Source organism: Streptomyces sp. NPDC094032, from assembly GCF_040303965.1.
In the GTDB taxonomy this organism is placed as follows: Bacteria; Actinomycetota; Actinomycetes; order Streptomycetales; family Streptomycetaceae; genus Streptomyces.
This window is the reverse complement of the sequence record NZ_JBEOUE010000013.1, coordinates 185,797-207,019: the sequence shown is the minus strand read 5'-3', so window position 1 is coordinate 207,019 and position 21,223 is coordinate 185,797. Positions and strand designations below refer to the sequence as shown.

Annotated in this window: 18 protein-coding genes; 6 read left to right on the top strand and 12 right to left on the bottom strand. The window is 70.6% G+C overall.

Features of this window, described 5'->3' with window-relative positions; genetic code table 11:
- Nucleotides 1–15: 15 nt before the first annotated feature.
- The 3 genes from ABTZ54_RS20350 to ABTZ54_RS20340 form a co-directional block, all read right to left on the bottom strand.
- On the bottom strand, nucleotides 16–231 hold the full coding sequence (locus ABTZ54_RS20350; RefSeq protein ID WP_351665048.1) for a hypothetical protein: 216 nt from the start codon (nucleotides 229–231) through the stop codon (nucleotides 16–18).
- A gap of 192 nt (nucleotides 232–423) precedes the next feature.
- Complete coding sequence (locus ABTZ54_RS20345) at nucleotides 424–540, bottom strand: SGM_5486 family transporter-associated protein (RefSeq protein ID WP_351665046.1); 117 nt, start codon at nucleotides 538–540, stop codon at nucleotides 424–426.
- Nucleotides 541–557: 17 nt separating this feature from the next.
- Nucleotides 558–1,856: a CynX/NimT family MFS transporter gene (locus ABTZ54_RS20340; RefSeq protein ID WP_351665044.1), complete on the bottom strand. Its 1,299-nt coding sequence runs from the start codon at nucleotides 1,854–1,856 to the stop codon at nucleotides 558–560.
- 102 nt (nucleotides 1,857–1,958) lie between these two features.
- On the opposite strand from ABTZ54_RS20340, the gene ABTZ54_RS20335 reads away from it, so the two are divergent.
- A complete protein-coding gene (locus ABTZ54_RS20335; protein WP_351665042.1) occupies nucleotides 1,959–2,648 on the top strand; it encodes a FadR/GntR family transcriptional regulator in 690 nt (229 codons plus the stop codon).
- Here ABTZ54_RS20335 and ABTZ54_RS20330 read toward each other — a convergent pair.
- The 5 genes from ABTZ54_RS20330 to ABTZ54_RS20310 all read right to left on the bottom strand — a co-directional run bounded on the left by ABTZ54_RS20330 (nucleotide 2,617) and on the right by ABTZ54_RS20310 (nucleotide 12,380).
- A complete protein-coding gene (locus tag ABTZ54_RS20330; RefSeq protein ID WP_351665040.1) occupies nucleotides 2,617–3,012 on the bottom strand; it encodes a hypothetical protein in 396 nt (131 codons plus the stop codon). The genes ABTZ54_RS20335 and ABTZ54_RS20330 overlap by 32 nt on opposite strands.
- A 221-nt stretch (nucleotides 3,013–3,233) precedes the next feature.
- Nucleotides 3,234–4,010, bottom strand: a complete 777-nt coding sequence (fabI, locus tag ABTZ54_RS20325) for an enoyl-ACP reductase FabI (protein ID WP_046907964.1) — start codon at nucleotides 4,008–4,010, stop codon at nucleotides 3,234–3,236.
- Nucleotide 4,011: 1 nt separating this feature from the next.
- Entirely contained in the window at nucleotides 4,012–4,728 is a 717-nt protein-coding gene (fabG, locus tag ABTZ54_RS20320; protein ID WP_351665038.1) for a 3-oxoacyl-[acyl-carrier-protein] reductase, read from the bottom strand.
- A 145-nt stretch (nucleotides 4,729–4,873) separates the two neighbouring features.
- On the bottom strand, nucleotides 4,874–6,478 hold the full coding sequence (locus ABTZ54_RS20315) for a hypothetical protein (RefSeq protein WP_351665036.1): 1,605 nt from the start codon (nucleotides 6,476–6,478) through the stop codon (nucleotides 4,874–4,876).
- A gap of 1 nt (nucleotide 6,479) precedes the next feature.
- Nucleotides 6,480–12,380 carry a hypothetical protein gene (locus tag ABTZ54_RS20310; protein ID WP_351665034.1) on the bottom strand — a complete coding sequence of 1,967 codons (5,901 nt, stop codon included), beginning with the start codon at nucleotides 12,378–12,380 and terminating at the stop codon, nucleotides 6,480–6,482.
- Nucleotides 12,381–12,575: 195 nt separating this feature from the next.
- On the opposite strand from ABTZ54_RS20310, the gene ABTZ54_RS20305 reads away from it, so the two are divergent.
- From ABTZ54_RS20305 to tyrS, 3 genes are read left to right on the top strand one after another with little or no spacing between them, the layout of a single operon-like run.
- Complete coding sequence (locus ABTZ54_RS20305; protein ID WP_351665032.1) at nucleotides 12,576–14,099, top strand: TldD/PmbA family protein; 1,524 nt, start codon at nucleotides 12,576–12,578, stop codon at nucleotides 14,097–14,099.
- Nucleotides 14,096–15,487, top strand: coding sequence for a metallopeptidase TldD-related protein (locus ABTZ54_RS20300; RefSeq protein WP_351665030.1), 1,392 nt, complete (start codon nucleotides 14,096–14,098; stop codon nucleotides 15,485–15,487). The genes ABTZ54_RS20305 and ABTZ54_RS20300 overlap by 4 nt, the downstream gene beginning before the upstream one ends.
- A gap of 59 nt (nucleotides 15,488–15,546) precedes the next feature.
- A complete protein-coding gene (tyrS, locus tag ABTZ54_RS20295) occupies nucleotides 15,547–16,812 on the top strand; it encodes a tyrosine--tRNA ligase (RefSeq protein ID WP_351665028.1) in 1,266 nt (421 codons plus the stop codon).
- 70 nt (nucleotides 16,813–16,882) lie between these two features.
- On the opposite strand, the gene ABTZ54_RS20290 is transcribed toward tyrS, so the two are convergent.
- On the bottom strand, nucleotides 16,883–17,158 hold the full coding sequence (locus ABTZ54_RS20290; RefSeq protein WP_351665026.1) for a GlsB/YeaQ/YmgE family stress response membrane protein: 276 nt from the start codon (nucleotides 17,156–17,158) through the stop codon (nucleotides 16,883–16,885).
- Nucleotides 17,159–17,327: 169 nt separating this feature from the next.
- Here ABTZ54_RS20290 and ABTZ54_RS20285 point away from each other — a divergent pair, with 169 nt between their 5' ends.
- Together ABTZ54_RS20285 and ABTZ54_RS20280 are read left to right on the top strand one after the other, a co-directional pair.
- Nucleotides 17,328–17,663: a DUF3099 domain-containing protein gene (locus ABTZ54_RS20285; RefSeq protein WP_351665024.1), complete on the top strand. Its 336-nt coding sequence runs from the start codon at nucleotides 17,328–17,330 to the stop codon at nucleotides 17,661–17,663.
- Between the two features lie 184 nt (nucleotides 17,664–17,847).
- Nucleotides 17,848–18,072, top strand: a complete 225-nt coding sequence (locus ABTZ54_RS20280) for a hypothetical protein (protein ID WP_351665022.1) — start codon at nucleotides 17,848–17,850, stop codon at nucleotides 18,070–18,072.
- Here ABTZ54_RS20280 and moaA read toward each other — a convergent pair.
- From moaA to ABTZ54_RS20265, 3 genes are all read right to left on the bottom strand, one after another.
- Entirely contained in the window at nucleotides 18,055–19,044 is a 990-nt protein-coding gene (moaA, locus tag ABTZ54_RS20275; RefSeq protein WP_351665021.1) for a GTP 3',8-cyclase MoaA, read from the bottom strand. The two genes, ABTZ54_RS20280 and moaA, sit on opposite strands and share 18 nt — an antisense overlap.
- Nucleotides 19,045–19,211: 167 nt before the next feature.
- Nucleotides 19,212–20,846: a monocarboxylic acid transporter gene (locus tag ABTZ54_RS20270; protein ID WP_351665019.1), complete on the bottom strand. Its 1,635-nt coding sequence runs from the start codon at nucleotides 20,844–20,846 to the stop codon at nucleotides 19,212–19,214.
- A complete protein-coding gene (locus ABTZ54_RS20265) occupies nucleotides 20,843–21,214 on the bottom strand; it encodes a DUF485 domain-containing protein (RefSeq protein WP_351665017.1) in 372 nt (123 codons plus the stop codon). The genes ABTZ54_RS20270 and ABTZ54_RS20265 overlap by 4 nt, the downstream gene beginning before the upstream one ends.
- Between the last annotated feature and the right edge of the window lie 9 nt (nucleotides 21,215–21,223).

The following is a 21,223-nucleotide window of genomic DNA, read 5'->3' as shown; positions in this document are numbered from 1 at the left end:
GTCCCGGGGCACACCTCAGAGGGACAGCGTCTGCTGGAGCTGTTCCAGGACGCGTCCGACGACGGCTTCGCCGCTCGCCGCCTGCGCCTGCTCGGGACCGGCTATGAGGAGGAAGAGGGCGACGAACGCGAGCACGGGCAGGGCGAGGGCCCACCAGGGCAGCCGGGTGTCGACACCGGCCGACGCGCGAACGAGGTCCCTCCGGCTGCTGGTGTGGGTCTGCGCCGACATGGCCGCCTCCGTGGGTCAGAGTCACTGTGCGGAGCCGTTCTCCGCGATGTCTCCAACGTACGGAGCGCGCGGCCTTCGGCCCATCAGGTGAGCCACCCACTTCACCCTGACACCTACCCCCTAGGGGACAGGGGGGCTAGCACCACCCCACCCGGTGTCCCACCCCTGTCCGCCCGACGACGACGGCCCGGGTCAGGGGGAGGCGATGGAGGCGATCACGGCGATGACGGCGGTGATGCCCAGCATCGCGCCGAGCACGATGAGGAACTTCTTCTGGCCGTTCTGGGGGTTCGGTTCGAGTACAGGCATGGGATCAGTCTCGCATCTCAGCATTCGTCCTCGACCGTCCGGTCCCGGCCGGCGAGGCTGCCCACGATCATCTGCGGGATCATCAGGCCGGCCATCAGCGCGATGGGCAGCCCCCAGCCGCCGCTGTGCTGGTAGAGGATGCCGACGAGGAGCGGTCCGGGGATGGAGATGAGGTAGCCGACGCTCTGCGCGAAGGCGGACAGCTTCACGACGCCGGCGCCGGTCCGCGAGCGCATCCCGATCATGGTGAGGGCGAGCGGGAAGGCGCAGTTGGAGACGCCCAGGAGCAGGGCCCACAGCCAGGCGCCGGCGGCGGGGGCGAAGGCGAGTCCGGTGTAGCCGGTGAGGCCGCACAGGCCGAGGGCGACGACGATCGGGCCCTGGTTCTTCATCCGGGTCGCGAGCCGGGGTATGACGAAGGCGAGCGGAACGCCCATGACCATCGTGACGGCGAGCAGCACGCCCGCCGTCGAGGCGGGGACACCGGCGTCGCGGAAGATCTGCGGCATCCAGCCCATGGTGATGTACGCGCCGGTGGCCTGGAGTCCGAAGAAGACGCCGAGGGCCCAGGCGGTGCGGCTCCGGGTGACCCGGGGCGCGGCGGCGGGTTCGGCGGCGGCCGGTGCGAGGGCGGGCCCGCCGGGCGCGGTCATGGAGCGGTCGCGCAGCAGCGGGAGCCAGGGCAGCACGGCGAGGGCCGCGAGGCCCGCCCAGACGCCGAGCCCGAGGCGCCAATCGCCGCCCATCGCCTCGGTCATGGGCACGGTCGCGGCGGCGGCCAGGGAGGTGCCGAGGGCGAGGGCCATGGAGTAGAGGCCGGTCATGCTGCCGACGCGGTCGGGGAAGTACTTCTTGACGATGACCGGCATCAGGACGTTGCTGAGCGCGATGCCCATGAGGGCGAGGGCGCTGGCGGCGAGGAAGGCCGGGGTGGAGCCGGCGAAGGGGCGCAGCAGCAGGCCGGTGAAGATGGCGCCCATGCCGGCGCAGACCACGGCCGCGGGGCCGAAGCGGCGGGCGAGGCGTGGGGCGGCGATGCCGAAGACGGCGAAGCAGAGCGGCGGTACGGAGGTGAGGACGCCGGCGACGCTGCCGCTCATGTGGAGCCCGTCGCGGACCTCTTCGAGGAGGGCGCCGAGGCTGGTGATGGCGGGGCGCAGGTTGACCGCCGCGAGGACGAGTCCGACGGCGACGAGTCCGGTGAGCCAGCGGGCGGGGCCGGCGGGCGCGACGGTTTCGGCGGTGCCCGCGCGGGGGCGGGTCTCGGTGGGGGCGGCCTCTGGGGTGGGGGCGAGGGTCTGCGGCTCGTCAGGCATGGAAGCATCATAGAATCATGGGATGATTGGTTGTCCAATCTTTCAATCTCGAACGACCCGTCCCCCATGGAGCGGGATCCGATACGACGGAAGGTGCAACCCATGGCGCTCGGCCATCCCCGGCGTGCCGGGCTCTCCGATCAGGTGATCACCCAGCTGCGGAACCAGATCACCTCGGGCGAGTGGCCGGTGGGCACCCGGATCCCGACCGAACCGGAGCTCGTCGAGCAGTTGGGCGTGGCCCGCAACACCGTCCGCGAGGCGGTGCGCGCGCTCGCGCACAACGGGCTGCTCGACATCCGGCAGGGCTCGGGCACCTATGTGGTGGCGACCAGCGAGCTGGCCGGGGTCATGCACCGCAGGTTCGCCGGCTCCGACCCCCGGGACGTCGCCGAGCTGCGCTCGACCCTGGAGTCCTCGGCCGCCCGGCTGGCCGCGCAGCGGCGCACGGACCGGGACCTGAAGCAGCTGGACGCGCTGCTCGCGCGGCGCGAGGAGGCGTGGGAGTCGGGCGACGCGGAGGAGTTCGTGACGGTCGACGCCGCCTTCCACCACGCGATGGTCGTCGCCTCGCACAACGAGGTGCTGACCGAGCTCTACGCGGACCTCGGGCACGTGCTGCGGGAGTGGCTGCGCGGCGACGTCGGCCGGGAGCTGCGGCCGGAGAACCACATGGACCACGCGCGCCTGGTCGAGGCGGTCCGCGCGGGCGACGCCGAGCGGGCGGCGGCCGAGGCGGCGAGCTATCCGTTCCTGTGCCTCAGGAGCCCGGAGCCGCCGGTTCGTGGGTGATCCACGCCGAGCGGACCTCCTTCCAGCAGCGGCCGGACACCTGGGCGTAGTCGGCGGGGCCGACCTCGACCGGGGCGCTGTCGCTGTCCACGTCCCACCAGCGGTCGCACTCGACGTGGAGGCGGACGCGGTCGGTGCGGGGGAAGGGGTTCTGGCAGTGGGCGGTGACCGAGGAGCCCTCGACGACCGTGCGGCAGGAGGCGCCGACGGTCTCGTCCGGATCGGCCGCGGGGGCCGAGCGGGGCGCGTCCTCGGCGGGTGCGGGGGCGGCCCGTACCTCTGCGGCTATGGCGAGACCGGCCAGGCTCGCGAGGAGCGCGGCGGCCGAGAGGAGGGCCGGGGCCCGGGAGTACAGCGCGCGCATGTGCGTACCTCCTCCCCGTCCGTGGCCCGTCCGTGGCTCGCCGTCGGTCTGTCGGCACGCCTGTCGGTAGCCGGAATGTCACACTCCGAACGTCACGCTTCGACCAGTCTGCGGTGATTCGCCAGACTTTTCGACTCGGGCCCGGGTTGCGGAACGGCGAAGGGGCCGGACACCCGCCGCGCGGCGGGTGTCCGGCCCCTTCGGAGCACTGCGGGGAGGCGTCAGGCGCCGATCGCGTGCAGACCGCCGTCCACGTGGACGATCTCGCCGGTGGTCTTCGGGAACCAGTCGGAGAGCAGCGCGACGATGGCGCGGCCGGCCGGCTCCGGGTCGGACAGGTCCCACTCCAGCGGGGAGCGGGAGTCCCACACGCTCGCCAGCTCGCCGAAGCCCGGGATGGACTTCGCGGCCATCGAGCCGAGCGGACCGGCCGAGACCAGGTTGCAGCGGATGTTCTGCTTGCCCAGGTCACGGGCCATGTAACGGCTGGTGGCCTCCAGGGCGGCCTTGGCCGGGCCCATCCAGTCGTACTGCGGCCAGGCGAACTTGGCGTCGAAGGTGAGGCCGACGACCGAGCCGCCCTCGCTCATCAGCGGCAGCAGCGCCATCGTCAGGGACTTCAGCGAGAAGGCCGAGACGTGCATGGCGGTCGAGACCGACTCGAACGGCGTGTTGAGGAAGTTGCCGCCGAGCGCGTCCTGCGGGGCGAAGCCGATGGAGTGCACGACACCGTCGATGCGGTCGCCCAGGTGCTCGCGGACCTGGCCCTCCAGGCGCGCGAGGTGCTCGTCGTTGGAGACGTCGAGCTCCAGGACCTTCACGTTCTCGGGCTTCGGCAGCTTCTTGGCGATGCGCTCGGTCAGCGTCGGCCGGGGCCAGGCGGTGAGGATGATCTCCGCACCCTGCTCCTGGGCCAGCTTCGCGGCGTGGAAGGCGATGGAGGACTCCATCAGCACACCCGTGATCAGGATGCGCTTGCCCTCGAGAATTCCGCTCATGTCAGTGACCCATGCCCAATCCGCCGTCAACCGGGATGACGGCTCCAGTGATGTACGAGGCGTCGTCCGAGGCGAGGAACTTCACCGCGGCGGCGATCTCCTCGGGCTGCGCGTAACGGCCCAGCGGTACCTGGGACACGATGCCGGCGCGCTGCTCGTCGGTGAGGACGGCGGTCATGTCGGTGTCGACGAAACCGGGCGCGACGACGTTGAAGGTGATGTTGCGCGAGCCCAGCTCCCGGGCGAGCGAACGCGCGAAACCGACCAGGCCGGCCTTGGAGGCGGCGTAGTTCGCCTGCCCCGCCGAGCCGAGCAGACCGACGACCGAGGAGATCAGCACGACGCGGCCCTTCTTGGCGCGCAGCATGCCGCGGTTGGCACGCTTCACGACCCGGAAGGTGCCGGTGAGGTTGGTGTCGAGGACGGACGTGAAGTCCTCCTCGGACATGCGCATGAGGAGCTGGTCCTTCGTCACGCCGGCGTTGGCCACGAGGACCTCGACCGGACCGTGCTTCTCCTCGATCTCCTTGTACGCCTGGTCGACCTGCTCGGAGTCGGTGATGTCGCAGCGAACGGCCAGGAAGCCGGCCTTCTCCAGCTCCGCCGGGTCGCCCGAGCGGTACGTGATCGCGACCTTGTCGCCGGCCTCGGCGAACGCGTGGGCGATGGCGAGGCCGATGCCCCGGTTTCCTCCGGTGACGAGAACCGAGCGGCTCAACGGATCACCCTTTCGATAGCGGTCTGGTATGCCGAAAACCTATCGGTCCCACCGCCCGCATGAGGAATCGACCTCCGACAGTGGGTGCACGGGTGTCCTGTCGGATCCCTACAGCCGACGTCGGCCCTCAGTCACGTCCCCGAGTCTACGGAGTGCGCAGATCAGCCTGGGACAAAGCAGCACACAGCTCATCCAGGGTGCGGTCGTAGAGAACGGAGCGGTGGGCCAGCACGTTGCGGGATGTGACCAGCAGTCGCAGCAGCCGAGCGTCGTCCGTCGGCAGTGCGAGCGCGCCGCCGCGGTACGCCTTGAGCAGTTCGCCCACCTGCAGCTCGAGGAAGGCGCGCTCAGGCATCGTGTCCAGGATCGCGGGCGGTCGGTCGGCGTACTGGGAGACGACGGTCCAGGGCGGACGGGTGAGGTGGCCGAGTGCCCGGACAGCGACGCGCTGCCTGGCCTCTTCGATCCACGGCACAAGGACACGCTGCTGCGCTTGCGAGATCAGGGCCGTCAGCCGCGTCCGGGATTCCTCTCGGGGCAGGGCCGCCGGACCTCCGTCCCCGGCGGGGTGCCAGCTCGCCACATGAAGGCGCAGACGGCCTTCCCAGGAGACGATGGCGTCGCCTGCCCAGGCCAGGCGGAGATCGGGGCCCGGTCGGGGCAGAGCACCCACCCGATCGAGCCGAGGGCAGTCGGGGCGGGATCCCGGACCGGCGGCGAGGCAGCGCTCCAGCACGACCTCCAGCGTGTCCTGGGTGCCGTCCCACTCCTGGACCAGGCGCCGGGCGAGGTCGAGGTCGGGCCCGCACACCTCGACGATGGTCTCGGCTCGGACCGCACGGCGGATCCGCTCGGCCGACGGATCTCGCCCCTTGCTCGCACCGGCGGGCCGGTGGTCGAGGAGGGGCGCTATGAAGGTGGCGGTGTCGAGCCGGCCGAGCGTGCCCCACCACCAGTGCACGGCGGTGTCGCCGTACGCCTTGCCGAGTTCGTCCGGCAAGGACTCCGGCAGGTCTCGGAGGCGGGCCACAACCAGGAGACGTGGGCGTTCACCGGGGGCGAGGCCGGCTTCCTTGATCTCTGCGGCGAGGGACTGGAAGAGATGTGCGACGGAGGTGCCCCGAGGTCCCTGGCCCGGCGGCTGGGTCTGTTCCGGCGCGGGCGTGTCCGTCTCCGTCCAGGCCCGTACACCGACGAGCGGGCGCCGTTCCCTTTCCAGTGCGACGAGGCGGGTGACTGCCTGGTCCGCCCCGACGGACAGTTCCTTGCCGAGCCTCCCCAGCAGGCTCTGAGGGTTGTGCCGGGAATGCGCGCGCTCCCGGCGCGGGCCGGGAACCCGGGCCGGGAGCAGGTCGGCAGACCAGCCGAGGTCGAGATCGAAGCCGCTGTCCGGGAGTTCCAGATAGGGCAGCGAGTCGGTGTCCGTCCACCAGTCCGCCTGTGCCGACGCCGTCCCGGTGCCCGGATCGGCCACCGGGGCCACGGCCGCCGTGGTGTCCGGAGCTGGTACGTCGATGCGCAACGGCGTTCCTGCCAGCGCCGCCTCGTACAGCTCGTCGGCAAGCCCCGAATCGACTGCGGCGTCCGTCACCAGCCAGAGACAGCTGAGCCCGGAGGCCAGGTCGGCGGCGATGCGGCGAAGCTGCCCTCGAACACCGGGCAGCTCCACCACAGGCGGGTCGGCTGCGGGCGATGCGCCTCCGGACTCGGCGGGCACCGGCGTCGGCGCATCGCGTCGTGCGCGGCCCACGTCAGCCTTCCTCTGCGGCCACCCGCGCACGGATCGCGCGGTAGGTGACCGGCTCCACCGCGAAACCCTCAGTCGTGTCGTCGAGGACGCCGAGCTGATCCAGGTGATTGATCCATGTGTGAGTATCCGCTTCAGGCAGTTCGACGGCAGCCTGGACGTCGTCGAGGGGAACGCCCTGCCCCTCCTCCACGTACCCCGTCCAGGCGGCGAGAAGAGTCAGGTCCCGCGCATCGAGCCCGGAACGGCGAAGGTGCTCGTCGATGTTGCGCGGGTTGGCGATGAGGTCCCTTATCCGCTCGACGGCGTTCTCCAGCGTCGCGCCGTGTACGGACACGTCCGTCACCGCGATCTCCATCCATTGCGGCCATCCGCCGGTCACCGCGATGAGCCGGTCGCGGTCCTCCCGGGAGACGAAGGGGCACTCCGACCACGCGCGCAGGGCGTCAGCCGTCCAGCGGCGGGGACGCAGCCACCGGACGGCGAGCTCGTCTTGGCCTTCGTCGGCGGTCAGCGCGCCGAGACCGGCCGCGTCGGCGACCACGACTACGGCCCGGTTCTCATTGCCACTGGTGCGCGGCTCGGTCTGTGTGACCAGCCGGTCCGCTGCCGGGCCGGCATGAACGAGCATGGAGCGAACAGCCTCGCGCAACTCGTCCAGGCTCGCGCCGCGCATGTCCGCGGTGATCACATGGGCCTTGCGGCCCCGGCTCTTGAGCAGCCCCGTGAGGTCTTCGCCATGGCGGTACGCGACGACCTCGACACCCCGGTTCTCGGCGAAGGCGGTGACGGCCCGCCCGACCAGTTCGGGTCGGTGCAGGGCAGTGGTGCCGATGAGACTGACGCCAGGCTGGGCGGTCTCGTGGAGCTGCTCCTCGGTGAGCGGGCTGTACATCTGCACGTGCCGTGCGTCGCGGCCGAGAATGCGCCGGGCAACCCGTGGGTTGTAGTCGTACGGCAGGCCGAAATCGGTCTCGCTCAGTTCGAGTTCGAGTTCCTCTCGGGTACCGAGCATATTGACGACGTTGGGGCTGCGGACGGCGAATCGGGAGCGGTCGCCGAGCTGGACGAGGAGGCCGAGACCGACCATCTCCGTGAGGAAGATCTGCGCCTGCTGGGCACTCAGCATCTCGAAACCCTCCGGCCATGCCTCCCTGGCCTCCTGAAGGAGTTCGCTGGCCGAGTAGTCACCCCGGTATCCGTGCTTGATGCTGCGCAGCGCGATGACGAGGGCGAGGACCCTGTACCGGTCCTCCAGGTTGATGGTGAAGCGGAGCCGCTCGGCGATCTGCCGTCGCACGGTCTCGGACGCGGCGACCTGCTGAACGTCCTCCTCCGTGATCCTCACCGAACCGTCCGGGCCACCGGAGAAGGCGTACGGGCGATCGTGCAGGACCCGCACCAGCTCGCGGCAGAAGATCTGTACCAGGTTGGCCTGATAGTTGGTGATGGCCAGGATCCGCCACACCAGTTCGGGCCGCTCGAAGAAGTGTCCCAGGGCGGCCATGGGCTCGGTGACAAGCCGTACGGCCGCCTGCGTGCCGAGCGGACCGACGAGCACGTCGGGGCCGCCGTGTACGGTCGACACGTTCGAGAGGTGGCCGAAACGCTGGACCTGATGCAGACCCGCAAAGACGATCTTGAAGCGTCGTCCGGTCTGCTCCATCAGCCGTTGCATGCGTCCGACGTTGGGGAACGTCGATTCGCTCCCGACCCGGAAGGCACGCCGCGAATCGGTGTTGAGGAACGCGTCGGCCTCGTCCGCGAGCACGAGGATCCTCCTGGTGTCGTCCTCGTCGAGCCAGCTCTGGATGTTGCGGACGACGACATCGGGGCTGGCCTGCTCGGACATCTTCCGGTTGAACACCCCCTTGCGCTTGAGATCCTCGACCAGCCGGCTCCAGATCCGTTCCGGTGCCTCCGCATGGCCGATCTCGGCCTTGAGCAGGTCCAGGTACACCGCCACATGGGCATCGGACCGGCTGGGGAAGATCTCGGCGACCCTGCGCAGCAGCGCCGACTTGCCGAGCTGACGCCCCCCGTAGAGGAACATGCCGCCGTCGCGGCTCATCACCTCACGCAACTCCACGTCACGCCCGTAGAACACCTCGGGAGGAACGAGTCCGGCGACGAACGGGGTGTACGGGTTGTACGCGGCCCAGGGAAGGGTCACCCGCTGAAGAGAGCGGAACGCACCGGGAGCACGGGCGGCCATCCAGCCCATGACCGCCGCGTCCACGACCAGCGCCTGCTGCGCGGAGGAGCGGGCGGACTCGGCGAGCCCCCTCCGGCCTTCGAGACCGAGCGGGTGCAGATACAGGACGATGTTGGCACCGACGTCGGCGTCCTCCAGATGGGCCAGAGGTCCGTCGGCCGGCTGCTCCTCCCAGACGAGCAGGACCGTGTACGAGGATGCGCGCGAGCCGAGGGCCGCGACATAGCCCGCCCGCTCGGCGACCTTGGCACGCACCTTGAAGCGGCGCATGCCCTGGCCCAGCGCCATCTTCTCGGCGACGACCTGCTCCTGCGCGGGGTCGAGACCGAGCAGGCGCAGCACCCGGGCGAGGTGCTGCTTCCACTCGTAGCTTCGGCCCTGCGGCGCGCACAGGGCCGCCCACGATTCCAGGGCCGTGTCGGCGAGGCGGGTGAGGGTGTTGTCCGGGCCGCCGTAGTGCCGGGCCCACCAGTCGGCGCCGACGCCCTCCCCGCCCGCCTTGGGCGCGTCGGGCGCCGTCACGCCGGTCAGGAACGCCGCGAGTTCCGAACCGTCGTCCGCCGGGCGTTCGGGCAGGGGGCTGTTGCCGATGGCCAGGGCGAGGAACTCCTGCGCGGTGACCGTGTCCCCTTCGTCGATCAGGCGCTCGATCCGATCGTGGTCGGCCGCGGACAGCGGTTGCCCGGGGCGGGCGCGCAGCTGGGTGAGCTTCTCACGCAGCTGATGCGTGTAGTCCTCCACGAGCCGGACGAGTTCGGTCTCCAGGTCCCGGAGGGACTCGACGGCGAGGCGGTACCTCCCCTGTTCCTCTCCGTCGGCGTATTGCTCGAGACGGCCGACGAATTCGCGTTCCTGGTCGGCGGTGAGTTGGTTCAAGGTGCGCATCTGGGCGAGGAGACCCGCTGCCGCGCGGTGCCGTTGGACCACCGCCCTCCGCCAGTCCTCGTGCGCCTGCGTGAGCCGGCGAGCCGCGGCGTCGGCCCATTCCGGGTCGGTGCATCCGTACGCCTCCGGGTCCTTCTCGACAAGGGCTGCCAGGGCCCTGGCGAGGTGGAGCTCACCGTCGTCGAGATAGCGGGCGAAGGCGAACTCGCCATTCACCGGTGCCATCAGCGCGGCGATTCGCCGCGCAACCCTCGGGTGGGAGAGGTCCGGTTCTCCCTCGCGGTCACGGGGCAGGTCCGGCAAGGGGAGCAGACAGTCGGACGACGGGACGAGTCCACCGTCCTCGCGGAGCCGGTCGGCAGCGGTCTCCGTGTGCGGGAACCGCACATGGTCGCCGGTCAGCCAGGCCCGCAGCAGTGCCAGGGCGCCGCCGCCCGCGCCGGCCGGCGCGGGCTCGTCGACGAGGTCGCGCAGTGCGGACGCCAGCTCGGGGACGCCACGTTCGCTCACGCCCTGATAGGGGCGGGAAGCCGTGTGTGCCGCCTCGGCCCGCATCAGGAGTTCACCGACGGACCGGCACGCGGCGTGCAGCTGACGCAGCGCACCCGCGGTGATCGGCTCCTTCGCCTGCTTGGACGTCCGGAAGAGTGCGTCCGTGTCCTCGATGATGCGGCCGATCTCTTCGGCACGCCACAGTCGCTCGCCCAGCTCACGGAAGCGTGGCGTACCGGCGTACTGCTCCGGGCTCCGCTCGGACCACTCGGCGACTTCCTGGAGCGCCTGTCGCACCATGCCCGAAGGGCCCAAGAGGTGTTGGAGCACCTGTGACGCCCGCTGGTACTTCATCTTGCGGCGGGGGAGATCATCGAGGAGCTGGCGCGCCGTCTGCCCGATCTCCTCCCTCGTCGCCACCGCCTGGTCCTCGCCGCTGTCCTCGAGCATGCCGGGTTCGAAGACCCGGCCGCCGAGGACAGCGGCGACGAGCACGTCCAACAGGTGCTGCCAGGGGGTGGTGAGCCCCGGCGGCATGGTGGAACCGCCTATCAGAGCATGCGGCCAGCGCGCCGTCAGCCCGGTGCGAAGGGCGGCCACCAAGGCCACCAGATGCGCCTCGCGGTCCTGGGCGACGAGGGCGGGGTCGAGTTCGTGCGCCATCTGGACGGGGGTGGCCTCGCTGTCCGAGACACAGTCGAAGGCCGCGGCGGCAAAGGCGAGCGCGCGTGCCCTGACGTCGTTCTCGCGAGCGGCGACGGTCATCCAGTACGCCTCCGCGATCCGGCCCTCGCACAGCAGCCGACGCACGGGCGGTTCGGCTCCGGTGTCCCAGGGCGCGGACGGGTCCCAGTCGGGCGCCCGGAAGCCGTCGGGCCACGACTCGTCCGAATCGCTCGCCTCGGCCGCCGGCTCGGCCTGTGCGGGGGTGGCCGAATCCGTGCCCGCAACAGGTACAGCCACCACGACGGGCGGCTCGACCGCCCTGCGAACGGCCTCGATCGCCGATGCGTCGACATGTACGCGCGCCGGGGAACGGTGCGGGGCCCAGGCCGTGCCGGGCGGCGTGGCGTCGCCAGTGCCGTGCCCCGTCGTCCCCGTGGGCTGCTGCGGTACGGAGGCCTTCCCCGGCTGGTCGGATGCGAGGGTCCGCCCCGAGGGCTCGGCCGTCTGCTCACTCACGGGTGCGGATGACAGCTCTTGAGCGGGCACCGGAATCGGCATCGGCAGGGCGTTGCCGGGGTCCAGGGCTTCGGCGGGCTCGGCGGGGAGGTCCACTCCCTCCGCTTCGCCGGCCCCCTCGGATGCCCCGGGCTCCGTGGCCTCCACCGCCGCACCGAGTCCGCGCAGCTGCGTCCGGATACGGTCCAGCTGGCGGCGGACATCGGACGCCTCCTCGCCGTCGTCGGCCAGTTCCAGCAGCTCCGCGTACTTGCCGGCTTTGCGGCGCAGAGCTTCGATCTGCTCTCCGCGTTCCCTCCGTACACGGTCCAGCTCGGCCCCTGCCGCAGCATGCCCGTCGCCAGGCCCCCAGGTAATCCCCGCCACGGCCAGAAGCTCCGTGAGCCGCTCGCGGTCGGCGGTCCAGTCCGCGATTCCCTCGGCGAGGTCTCCCAGGGGAAGTCGGCCCACCGCCACGTGGTCCGCGGCCGATCGCAGGCCTTCGGCCAGTCGCTCTCCGGCGCTCTTCAGCCCGTCGAGCGCATCGGCCAGGTCGCTGACGTGGTCTGATGCGGGTTCACGTACGGGCATGCGAGCAGGTTCCTCACTCTCGGAGCATGGAGAGTTCACGGACGGCCGGGAGGCGCGGGGGCCGGACGACGGCCCATCATGAGGTGTGTCCACAACCTCGGGTTCGCTGTCGGCGGCAGCCCGAAGCACGGCATGGTGCGCCTTGGCGAGCGGAGCCGCAGGAAGTTCGCCCGCTTCCGGGAGGAGCATCCCGTAGAGCGCGCAACGCGCGAGGGGCGGATCCAGAACCTTGAGCATGGCGCGGAGGTCGTCGAGCGTCGGGGTGGAGAGGGTGCTCTCGGCGAAGCCGTACTCGTCTCGCAGCGCCCCGGCCGCCCAGCTGAGGCCACAGGTGACGATTGCCGTCACCTGGGACGGCTGCGACCTTGCGATCCGCACACGTGCCGCGTTCAGTTCACGACGTGAGGGCGGGGTCCGTCGGACCGGTTTGCCCGACCTGTGGTTGTGCTTGTCGCCCCGTAAGCACTGATGCCAGGCCAACAGCGACCGTAAGCCGTCCTCGTCCAGCGAGGAAAGCCAGATCTTGGCTTCGTTCACCCACCCCTGCATGCGCTGGATCATCTCATCCTATGAAGACGGCGGCTATGCCAACGCACTATTCCGGACCCTCCAACACCCGGCACCCGAAATCCTGTTGGTGACGGACACGACACGGATGGCGACGCGTGGAAGATGCCCCCGCTCGACCCGTGATTGACTTTCCACACCGGTCACCCACCCTCACCACATCATCGATCGCCGAGAGCGAGGCCGCCCGTGGCCCACGACATCGACCCCTCCTTCACAGCGCTGCCCCTGCGGGCACTCGCCGACGCGGCGCTCGCGCGGGCTCGCGCGCTCGGTGCCGATCATGCCGACTTCCGCCTGGAGCGGGTGCGCAGCGCCTCGTGGCGGTTGCGGGACGCGAAGCCGTCCGGGTCCTCGGACACCACGGACCTCGGGTACGCGGTGCGGGTGGTGCACGGCGGGGCCTGGGGCTTCGCCTCCGGTGTCGACCTCACCATGGACGGGGCGGCGAAGGTCGCCTCGCAGGCGGTCGCCATGGCCAAGCTGTCGGCGAAGGTGATCGCGGCGGCCGGGTCCAGCGAGCGCGTGGAGCTGGCCGAGGAGCCCGTGCACGCGGAGAAGGTGTGGGTCTCCTCGTACGAGATCGATCCCTTCACCGTCTCCGCCGAGGAGAAGAGCGGGCTGCTCGCCGACTGGAGCGCGCGGCTGCTGCGGGCCGACGGCGTGGCGCACGTGGACGCCTCGCTGCTCACCGTGCACGAGAACAAGTTCTACGCGGACACGGCGGGCACCGTCACCACCCAGCAGCGCGTCCGGCTGCACCCGTCGCTCACCGCGGTCGCCGTCGACGAGACCACCGGCGAGTTCGACTCGATGCGGACCATCGCGCCGCCGGTCGGGCGCGGCTGGGAGTATCTGACGGGCACCGGCTGGGACTGGGACAAGGAGCTCGACGAGATCCCCGGGCTGCTCGCCGAGAAGATGCGGGCGCCGAGCGTCGAGGCCGGCCGTTACGACCTGGTCGTCGACCCGTCGAACCTGTGGCTCACCATCCACGAGTCCATCGGCCACGCCACCGAGCTGGACCGCGCCCTCGGCTACGAGGCGGCGTACGCGGGCACCTCCTTCGCCACCTTCGACCAGCTGGGCAAGCTGGCGTACGGCTCCTCGATCATGAACGTGACGGGCGACCGCACCGCCGAGCACGGGCTCGCCACCATCGGGTACGACGACGAGGGCGTCGCGGGGCAGAGCTGGGACCTGGTGAAGGACGGCACGCTCGTCGGCTACCAGCTGGACCGGCGGATCGCGAAGCTGACCGGGCTCGGGCGCTCCAACGGCTGCGCCTTCGCCGACTCCCCCGGCCATGTGCCGGTGCAGCGGATGGCCAACGTGTCGCTCCAGCCGGATCCGGGCGGGCTCTCCACGGAGGACCTGATCGGGGGCGTGGAGCGGGGCATCTACGTGGTCGGCGACCGCTCCTGGTCGATCGACATGCAGCGCTACAACTTCCAGTTCACCGGCCAGCGCTTCTTCCGCATCGAGAACGGGCGGCTCGCGGGGCAGCTGCGGGACGTCGCGTACCAGGCGACGACGACCGACTTCTGGGGCTCCATGGAGCAGGTCGGCGGCCCGCAGACGTACGTCCTCGGCGGCGCGTTCAACTGCGGCAAGGCCCAGCCCGGCCAGGTCGCCGCCGTGTCGCACGGCTGCCCGTCCGCCCTCTTCCGGGGCGTCAACATTCTGAACACGACGCAGGAGGCCGGTCGATGAGCCGCGTCAGCAAGCCGTACGAGATCGTCGAGAAGGCCCTGGAGCTGTCCCGCGCGGACGGCTGTGTCGTCATCGCCGACGAGGAGTCCTCGGCCAATCTGCGCTGGGCCGGGAACACGCTCACCACCAACGGCGTCACCCGGGGCCGCACCCTCACCGTGATCGCCACCGTGGACGGCGCCCAGGGCACCGCCTCCGGTGTGGTCTCGCGCTCGGCGGTGACCGCCGCCGACCTGGAGCCGCTGGTCCGCGAGGCCGAGGCGGCCGCGCGCGCCGCCGGGCCCGCCGAGGACGCGCAGCCGCTGGTGACCGGCGTGGCCGCGTCGCCCGACTTCACGGACGCGCCGGCCGAGACCACCTCCGCCGTCTTCGACGCCTTCGCGCCCGCGCTCGGCGAGGCCTTCGCCCGGGCCCGCGCCGGCGGCCGGGAACTGTACGGATTCGCCAACCACGAGCTCACCTCCAGCTACCTCGGCACCTCCACCGGACTCCGGCTGCGGCACGACCAGCCGAAGGGCACCCTGGAGCTCAACGCCAAGTCGCCGGACCGCTCGCGCTCCGCGTGGGCCGGGCGCTCGACCCGCGACTTCAAGGACGTCGACCCGGCCGCGCTCGACGCCGAGCTCGCCGTCCGGCTGGGCTGGGCCGAGCGCCGGATCGAGCTGCCCGCCGGGCGGTACGAGACGCTGCTGCCGCCGACCGCCGTCGCCGACCTGCTGATCTACCAGCTGTGGTCCTCCACGGCCCGGGACGCGGTGGAGGGCCGTACGGTCTTCTCCAAGCCCGGCGGCGGCACCCGGCTCGGCGAGACCCTCTCGCCGCTGCCGCTGACCCTGCGCAGCGACCCCAACGAGCCGGGCCTGGAGTCCGCGCCGTTCGTGATCGCCCACTCCTCCGGCGACGACTCGTCCGTCTTCGACAACGGCCTGCCGATCTCCCCGGTGGACTGGGTACGGGACGGGAAGCTGGCCCATCTGATCACCACCCGGCACACCGCGGGCCTTACTCACTTGCCCGTGGCGCCCGGAGCCGGGAACCTGATCCTGGACGGCGGCGGCGAGCGCTCCCTGGAGGAGATGGTCGCGGCCACCGAGCGGGGTCTGCTGCTGACCTGCCTCTGGTACATCCGCGAGGTCGATCCGGCGACGCTGCTGCTCACCGGCCTGACCCGGGACGGCGTCTACCTCGTCGAGAACGGCGAGGTGGTCGGCGAGGTGAACAACTTCCGGTTCAACGAGTCCCCGGTGGACCTGCTGTCGCGGGCCACCGAGGCGGGCCGGACGGAGAAGACGCTGCCGCGCGAGTGGAGCGACTGGTTCACCCGGGCCGCGATGCCCGCCCTGCGGGTGCCCGACTTCAACATGAGCTCGGTCAGCAAGGGCGTCTGACCCGCCTAGACTGGGCGGGACAACCATTCCAGCCATTCATCACCGAGGAGACGGACGACGTGACCGACATCGTCGACGAGCTGAAGTGGCGTGGGCTCTTCGCCCAGTCCACCGACGAAGAGGCCCTGCGCAAGGCCCTCGCGGACGGTCCCGTCACGTTCTATTGCGGTTTCGACCCGACCGCGGCCAGTCTCCACGTCGGCCACCTGGTCCAGGTGCTCACCGTCCGCCGGCTCCAGCAGGCCGGGCACCGGCCGCTGGCGCTGGTCGGCGGGGCCACCGGCCAGATCGGTGACCCGCGGCCGACCGCCGAGCGCACCCTGAACGACCCCGAGACGGTCGCGAACTGGGTGAACCGGCTGCGTTCGCAGATCGAGCCGTTCCTCTCCTTCGAGGGCGAGAACGCCGCGGTCATGGTGAACAACCTGGACTGGACCGCCGGCCTGTCGGCGATCGAGTTCCTGCGGGACATCGGCAAGCACTTCCGGGTCAACAAGATGCTGACCAAGGACTCCGTCGCCCGCCGCCTGGAGTCCGAGCAGGGCATCAGCTACACGGAGTTCAGCTACCAGCTGCTCCAGGGCATGGACTTCCTGGAGCTGTACCGGCGCTACGGCTGCACGCTCCAGCAGGGCGGCTCCGACCAGTGGGGCAACCTGGTGGCGGGCCTGGACCTGATCCACCGGCTTGAGCCGGAGGCGCAGGCCCACGCGCTGGCGACCCCGCTAATGGTCAAGGCCGACGGCACCAAGTTCGGCAAGACCGAGAGCGGCGCCGTCTGGCTGGACCCGGAGATGACCACGCCGTACGCGTTCTACCAGTTCTGGCTGAACGTGGACGACCGTGACATCTCGACGTACATGCGGATCCTGTCCTTCAAGTCCCGCGAGGAGCTGGAGGAGCTGGAGAAGCTGACGGCGGAGCGGCCGCAGGCCCGTACCGCCCAGCGGGCGCTGGCCGAGGAGCTCACCACCCTGGTGCACGGCGCCGACCAGTGCCAGGCCGTCATCGACGCCTCCAAGGCGCTGTTCGGCCAGGGCGAGCTGTCCGAGCTGGACGCGTCGACCCTCGCCGCGGCCCTCTCCGAGCTGCCGCACGCGCGGGTCTCGGAGCTCGGCCTCGTGGTGGACCTGTTCACCGAGGTCGGTCTCGCGCCGAGCAAGTCGGGCGCCCGCCGCACGGTGAAGGAGGGCGGCGCCTACGTGAACAACGTCAAGGTGACCGCCGAGGACGCCGAGGTGTCGGCGGACGAGCTGCTCCACGGCCGCTGGCTGGTGCTGCGCCGGGGCAAGAAGAACCTGGCGGCGATCGAGTTCACCGGCTGACCCCGTACGTCATGACGGAGGCCCGGTCCGCGTGGACCGGGCCTCCGTCATGTCATGGCCGGGTGGGTGCTCAGGTGCGCTGCTTGTTGCCTCTCATCGAGGCCCACAGCATGTCGCCCACGCCCACCACGGCGACGGCGCCGATGAGCTGGAGCAGATGACGGGTCCAGTCGATGCCCTTGGTGTCGTTGACCCCGATCCAGGTCGCGACCGCGTTGCCGAGCACGCTTCCGACAATGCCGAACACGGTCGTCAGCCACAGCGGGATCTGCTGCTTCCCCGGGAGGATCGCCTTCGCGATCAGGCCCAGGACGAAGCCCACAATGATCGCCCACAACCAACCCATCGTCGCCTCCTCGTGCGCGTGTGTGCCCAGTCTCCGGCGGTCGGCCATACGGCGCATGTCGGACGACGCCATTCGTGCCCCGGTCTCCTCCGCCGGGAACGACGGGCGTACCGTGGAAGCAGGTACGGACCGGGGAGAGTCCGGCACGGCTCGTGGGTGGTGGAATGTGATGCGGAAGCATGGCGGAACCGAGGTCTTCCGGATCACCGGCGCCCGGCAGGGCCTCGCCGAGGACGTCCGCGGCCGGCAGCGGCGGTACGTCATCTCGATGTCGATCCGCACGCTCTCGGTGATCGCCGCGGCCTCACTGTGGAACGTGGAGCGGTACGTGGCCGTCGTGGCGCTGGTGATCGGGGCCCTGCTCCCCTATATCGCCGTGGTGATCGCCAACGCCGGACGCGAGACCCCGCCGTCCCTTCCCTCCACCTTCATCCCGCATCCGGTGCGGCCCTCACTGGAAGCCGATGCGGAACGCCGGGACGCCGGAGACGATCACACAGCGTGATTCCGGGGCGCGAGAAGTGCTCAGATCAATCATGAAGTTCCGGTGCACCTCACCCCATGGGCCGTGACATACTGCCTACGCGCTCCGCATCCCCCGTCGGAGCGACGGACCGATGCCGGGCAGCTCCCCCCGTGGCTGCTCGGCATCGCCCTTGCTGGACAATGGTTCTGTGATCAATGGTCCAGTGAGCGAAGAGAAGCCGATCTGTTCCGCCAAGGGCTGCCGGGCCGATGCCGTCTGGGTGCTGGCCTGGAACAACCCCAAGCTGCACACGCCGGAGCGGCGCAAGACGTGGCTCGCGTGCGAGGAGCACCGCGAGCACCTCTCCCAGTTCCTGGGCGTACGGGGTTTCCTGAAGGACGTCGTCGCCTTCGCCGACTGGGACGGGGAGTCAGCCGCCGATCGCTGACATCGGGCGGTCCGGCTGGAGGAAGCTGGGGTCGTCGAGGCCCGAGCCGGCCTTCTTGCCCCACATCGCCTTCCGCCATATCTCGGCGACCACGGCGTCCGGCACGTCCGAGCGGAGCGCCGCGCGCAGGTCGGTCTCCTCGGTGGCGAACAGACAGGTCCGCACCTGGCCGTCGGCGGTGAGCCGGGTGCGGTCGCAGGCCCGGCAGAACGGGCGGGTGACGGAGGCGATCACGCCGACCGTGTGCGGGCCGCCGTCGACGGTCCAGCGCTCGGCAGGCGCCGAACCGCGCTCGCCCTCGCCCTCGGCGGTGAGCTCGAAGCGGGTGCGCAGCGACTCCAGGATGTCCCCGGCGGTGATCATGCCGTCGCGCTTCCAGCCGTGCTGGGCGTCGAGGGGCATCTGCTCGATGAAGCGGAGCTCGTAGCCCTCGGCCATCGCCCAGGCGAGCAGGTCGGGGGCCTCGTCGTCGTTGAGTCCCGGCATCAGGACCGCGTTGACCTTGACCGGGGTGAGGCCCGCGTCGCGGGCGGCGGCCATGCCGTCGAGGACGTCGTGGTGCCGGTCGCGGCGGGTGAGGGTCTTGAAGACCTCGGGGCGCAGGGTGTCGAGGGAGACGTTGACCCGGTCGAGGCCGGCCGTCTTCAGGGCGGCGGCCGTGCGCTTGAGGCCGATGCCGTTGGTGGTGAGCGACATCCGGGGGCGGGGCTCCAGGGCGGCGCAGCGCTCGACGATGCCGACGAGGCCGGGGCGGAGCAGCGGCTCGCCGCCGGTGAAGCGGACCTCGGTGACGCCCAGGTCGGTGACGGCGATCCGGATCAGCCGGACGATCTCGTCGTCGGTGAGCAGATCGGGCTTGGCCAGCCACTGCAGGCCCTCTTCCGGCATGCAGTAGGTGCAGCGCAGGTTGCACCGGTCGGTCAGGGAGACACGCAGATCGGTGGCGACCCGCCCGTAGGTGTCGATGAGCACTGGGCCCCCCTCCCCTTTTTTCTTCCGCCGGAGCTTCCGGTGGCTTCTCGTTCGAGCCTACGTGACCGCTCCGACACCGGGCACGGCCCGATTGTCACGAGGACCGGACCGGCCGCGTCGTAGAACTCTACGACGCGGCCGGCGGATGGTGGCGGACGGTATCCGGATCAGTGCGCTCCGATGCCGGTGAGGGACTTGACCTCCAGTTCCGCGTACTTGCCCTTGTCCGGCTCCTCCTTGGAGAGGATCGAGCCGAGCCAGCCGAGCAGGAAGCCGAGCGGGATGGAGACGAGGCCGGGGTTCTCCAGCGGGAACCAGTAGAAGTCCACGGTCTTGAACATCGAGGTGGGCTTGCCGGAGACGACCGGCGAGAACAGCACCAGGACGACCGCGGAGACCAGTCCGCCGTAGATCGACCAGAGCGCTCCCTTGGTGGTGAAGCGCTTCCAGAAGAGGCTGTAGAGGATCGTCGGCAGGTTGGCGGAGGCGGCGACGGCGAAGGCGAGGGCGACGAGTCCCGCGACGTTGAGGTCGCGGGCGAGGGCGCCGAGGGCGATCGAGACGACGCCGATGAGGACGGTGGCCCAGCGGGCGGCCCGTACCTCCTCCTTCTCGGTGGCCTGGCCGCGGCGGATGACGTTGGCGTAGATGTCGTGCGCGAACGACGAGGACGAGGCGAGGGTGAGGCCCGCGACGACGGCGAGGATGGTCGCGAAGGCGACGGCGGAGATGACGGCGAGCAGGATCGCGCCGCCCGTCGATCCGGCGCCGCCGCCGATCTCCAGGGCGGCGAGCGGGGCGGCGGTGTTGCCCGCCTTGTTGGAGGCGATGATGTCGCTGTTCTTGAGCAGGGCGGCGGCGCCGAAGCCGAGCACGATCGTCATCAGGTAGAAGGCGCCGATGATGCCGATGGCCCAGTTGACCGACTTACGGGCGGCCTTGGCGGTGGGCACCGTGTAGAAGCGGATGAGGATGTGCGGCAGGCCGGCCGTGCCGAGGACGAGGGCGATGCCGAGCGAGAGGAAGTCCAGCTTCGAGGTGCCGGTGGCGCCGTACTTGAGGCCGGGCTTGAGGAAGGCCTCGCCCTTGCCGCTGTTGGTGGCGGCGGCGCCGAGCAGCTCGGAGATGTTGAAGTGGAACTTCAGCAGGATGAGGAAGGTGATCAGGAGCGTGCCCGCGATGAGCAGGACGGCCTTGACCATCTGCACCCAGGTGGTGCCCTTCATGCCGCCGATCGTCACGTACACGATCATCAGGACGCCGACGAGGGCGACGATCGCGACCTTGCCGCCGTCGCTGGTGATGCCGAGCAGCAGCGAGACGAGGACGCCCGCGCCGGCCATCTGGGCGAGCAGGTAGAAGATCGAGACGACGATGGTGGAGGTGCCCGCCGCGGTACGGACGGGGCGCTGGCGCATCCGGTAGGCGAGGACGTCGCCCATGGTGAAGCGGCCGGAGTTGCGCAGCGGTTCGGCGACCAGGAGCAGGGCGACGAGCCAGGCGACGAGGAAGCCGATCGAGTAGAGGAAGCCGTCGTAGCCGAAGAGGGCGATGGCTCCGGCGATGCCGAGGAAGGACGCGGCGGACATGTAGTCGCCGGAGATCGCGAGGCCGTTCTGGAAGCCGGTGAACTGGCGTCCGCCGGCGTAGAAGTCGGCGGCGCTGCGGGTCTGGCGGCCGGCCCAGATCGTGATGACGAGGGTGGCGACCACGAAGGCGGCGAAGAGCCCGATGATCAGCGGGCGGTGCTCGCTCGCGCCGCTGCCCGCGGCGAGCAGGAGGGTGGTGTCGGGGGTGCTCATGCGTCGGCCTCCATGCGCGCCTTGATGGCCTCGGCCTTCGGGTCGAGGCGGTTCGCCGCGTGCCGCGAGTAGAGCCAGGCGATGAGGAAGGTGGTGGCGAACTGGCCGAGGCCGAGGACGAGGGCCACGTTGACGTTGCCGAACAGCTTGGTGCCCATGAAGTCGCCCGCGTAGTTGCACAGCACGACGTACAGCAGGTACCAGGCGATGAAGGCGACCGTCAGGGGGAAGGCGAACGACCGGTAGGTGCGGCGCAGTTCACCGAACTCCTCGCCCTCCTGGACCTCGATGAACTGCTCCGTGGTGGGCTGGGCGGGACCGGTGTCGGTCTCCGTTCCGCTCGGTGGCGGCGGTGCTTCGGTAGCCACGGAATCTCC

Bases quoted from the DNA above. Each gene is read 5' to 3' on its own strand.
- ABTZ54_RS20285 (WP_351665024.1), top strand. From the start codon at position 17,328: ATGCGGAAGCATGGCGGAACCGAGGTCTTCCGGATCACCGGCGCCCGG.
- ABTZ54_RS20345 (WP_351665046.1), bottom strand. From the start codon at position 540: ATGCCTGTACTCGAACCGAACCCCCAGAACGGCCAGAAGAAGTTCCTC.
- ABTZ54_RS20340 (WP_351665044.1), bottom strand. From the start codon at position 1,856: ATGCCTGACGAGCCGCAGACCCTCGCCCCCACCCCAGAGGCCGCCCCC.
- ABTZ54_RS20270 (WP_351665019.1), bottom strand. From the start codon at position 20,846: ATGAGCACCCCCGACACCACCCTCCTGCTCGCCGCGGGCAGCGGCGCG.
- fabI (WP_046907964.1), bottom strand. From the start codon at position 4,010: ATGAGCGGAATTCTCGAGGGCAAGCGCATCCTGATCACGGGTGTGCTG.
- ABTZ54_RS20310 (WP_351665034.1), bottom strand. From the start codon at position 12,380: ATGATCCAGCGCATGCAGGGGTGGGTGAACGAAGCCAAGATCTGGCTT.
- ABTZ54_RS20290 (WP_351665026.1), bottom strand. From the start codon at position 17,158: ATGGGTTGGTTGTGGGCGATCATTGTGGGCTTCGTCCTGGGCCTGATC.
- ABTZ54_RS20300 (WP_351665030.1), top strand. From the start codon at position 14,096: ATGAGCCGCGTCAGCAAGCCGTACGAGATCGTCGAGAAGGCCCTGGAG.
- ABTZ54_RS20330 (WP_351665040.1), bottom strand. From the start codon at position 3,012: ATGCGCGCGCTGTACTCCCGGGCCCCGGCCCTCCTCTCGGCCGCCGCG.
- ABTZ54_RS20350 (WP_351665048.1), bottom strand. From the start codon at position 231: ATGTCGGCGCAGACCCACACCAGCAGCCGGAGGGACCTCGTTCGCGCG.
- ABTZ54_RS20335 (WP_351665042.1), top strand. From the start codon at position 1,959: ATGGCGCTCGGCCATCCCCGGCGTGCCGGGCTCTCCGATCAGGTGATC.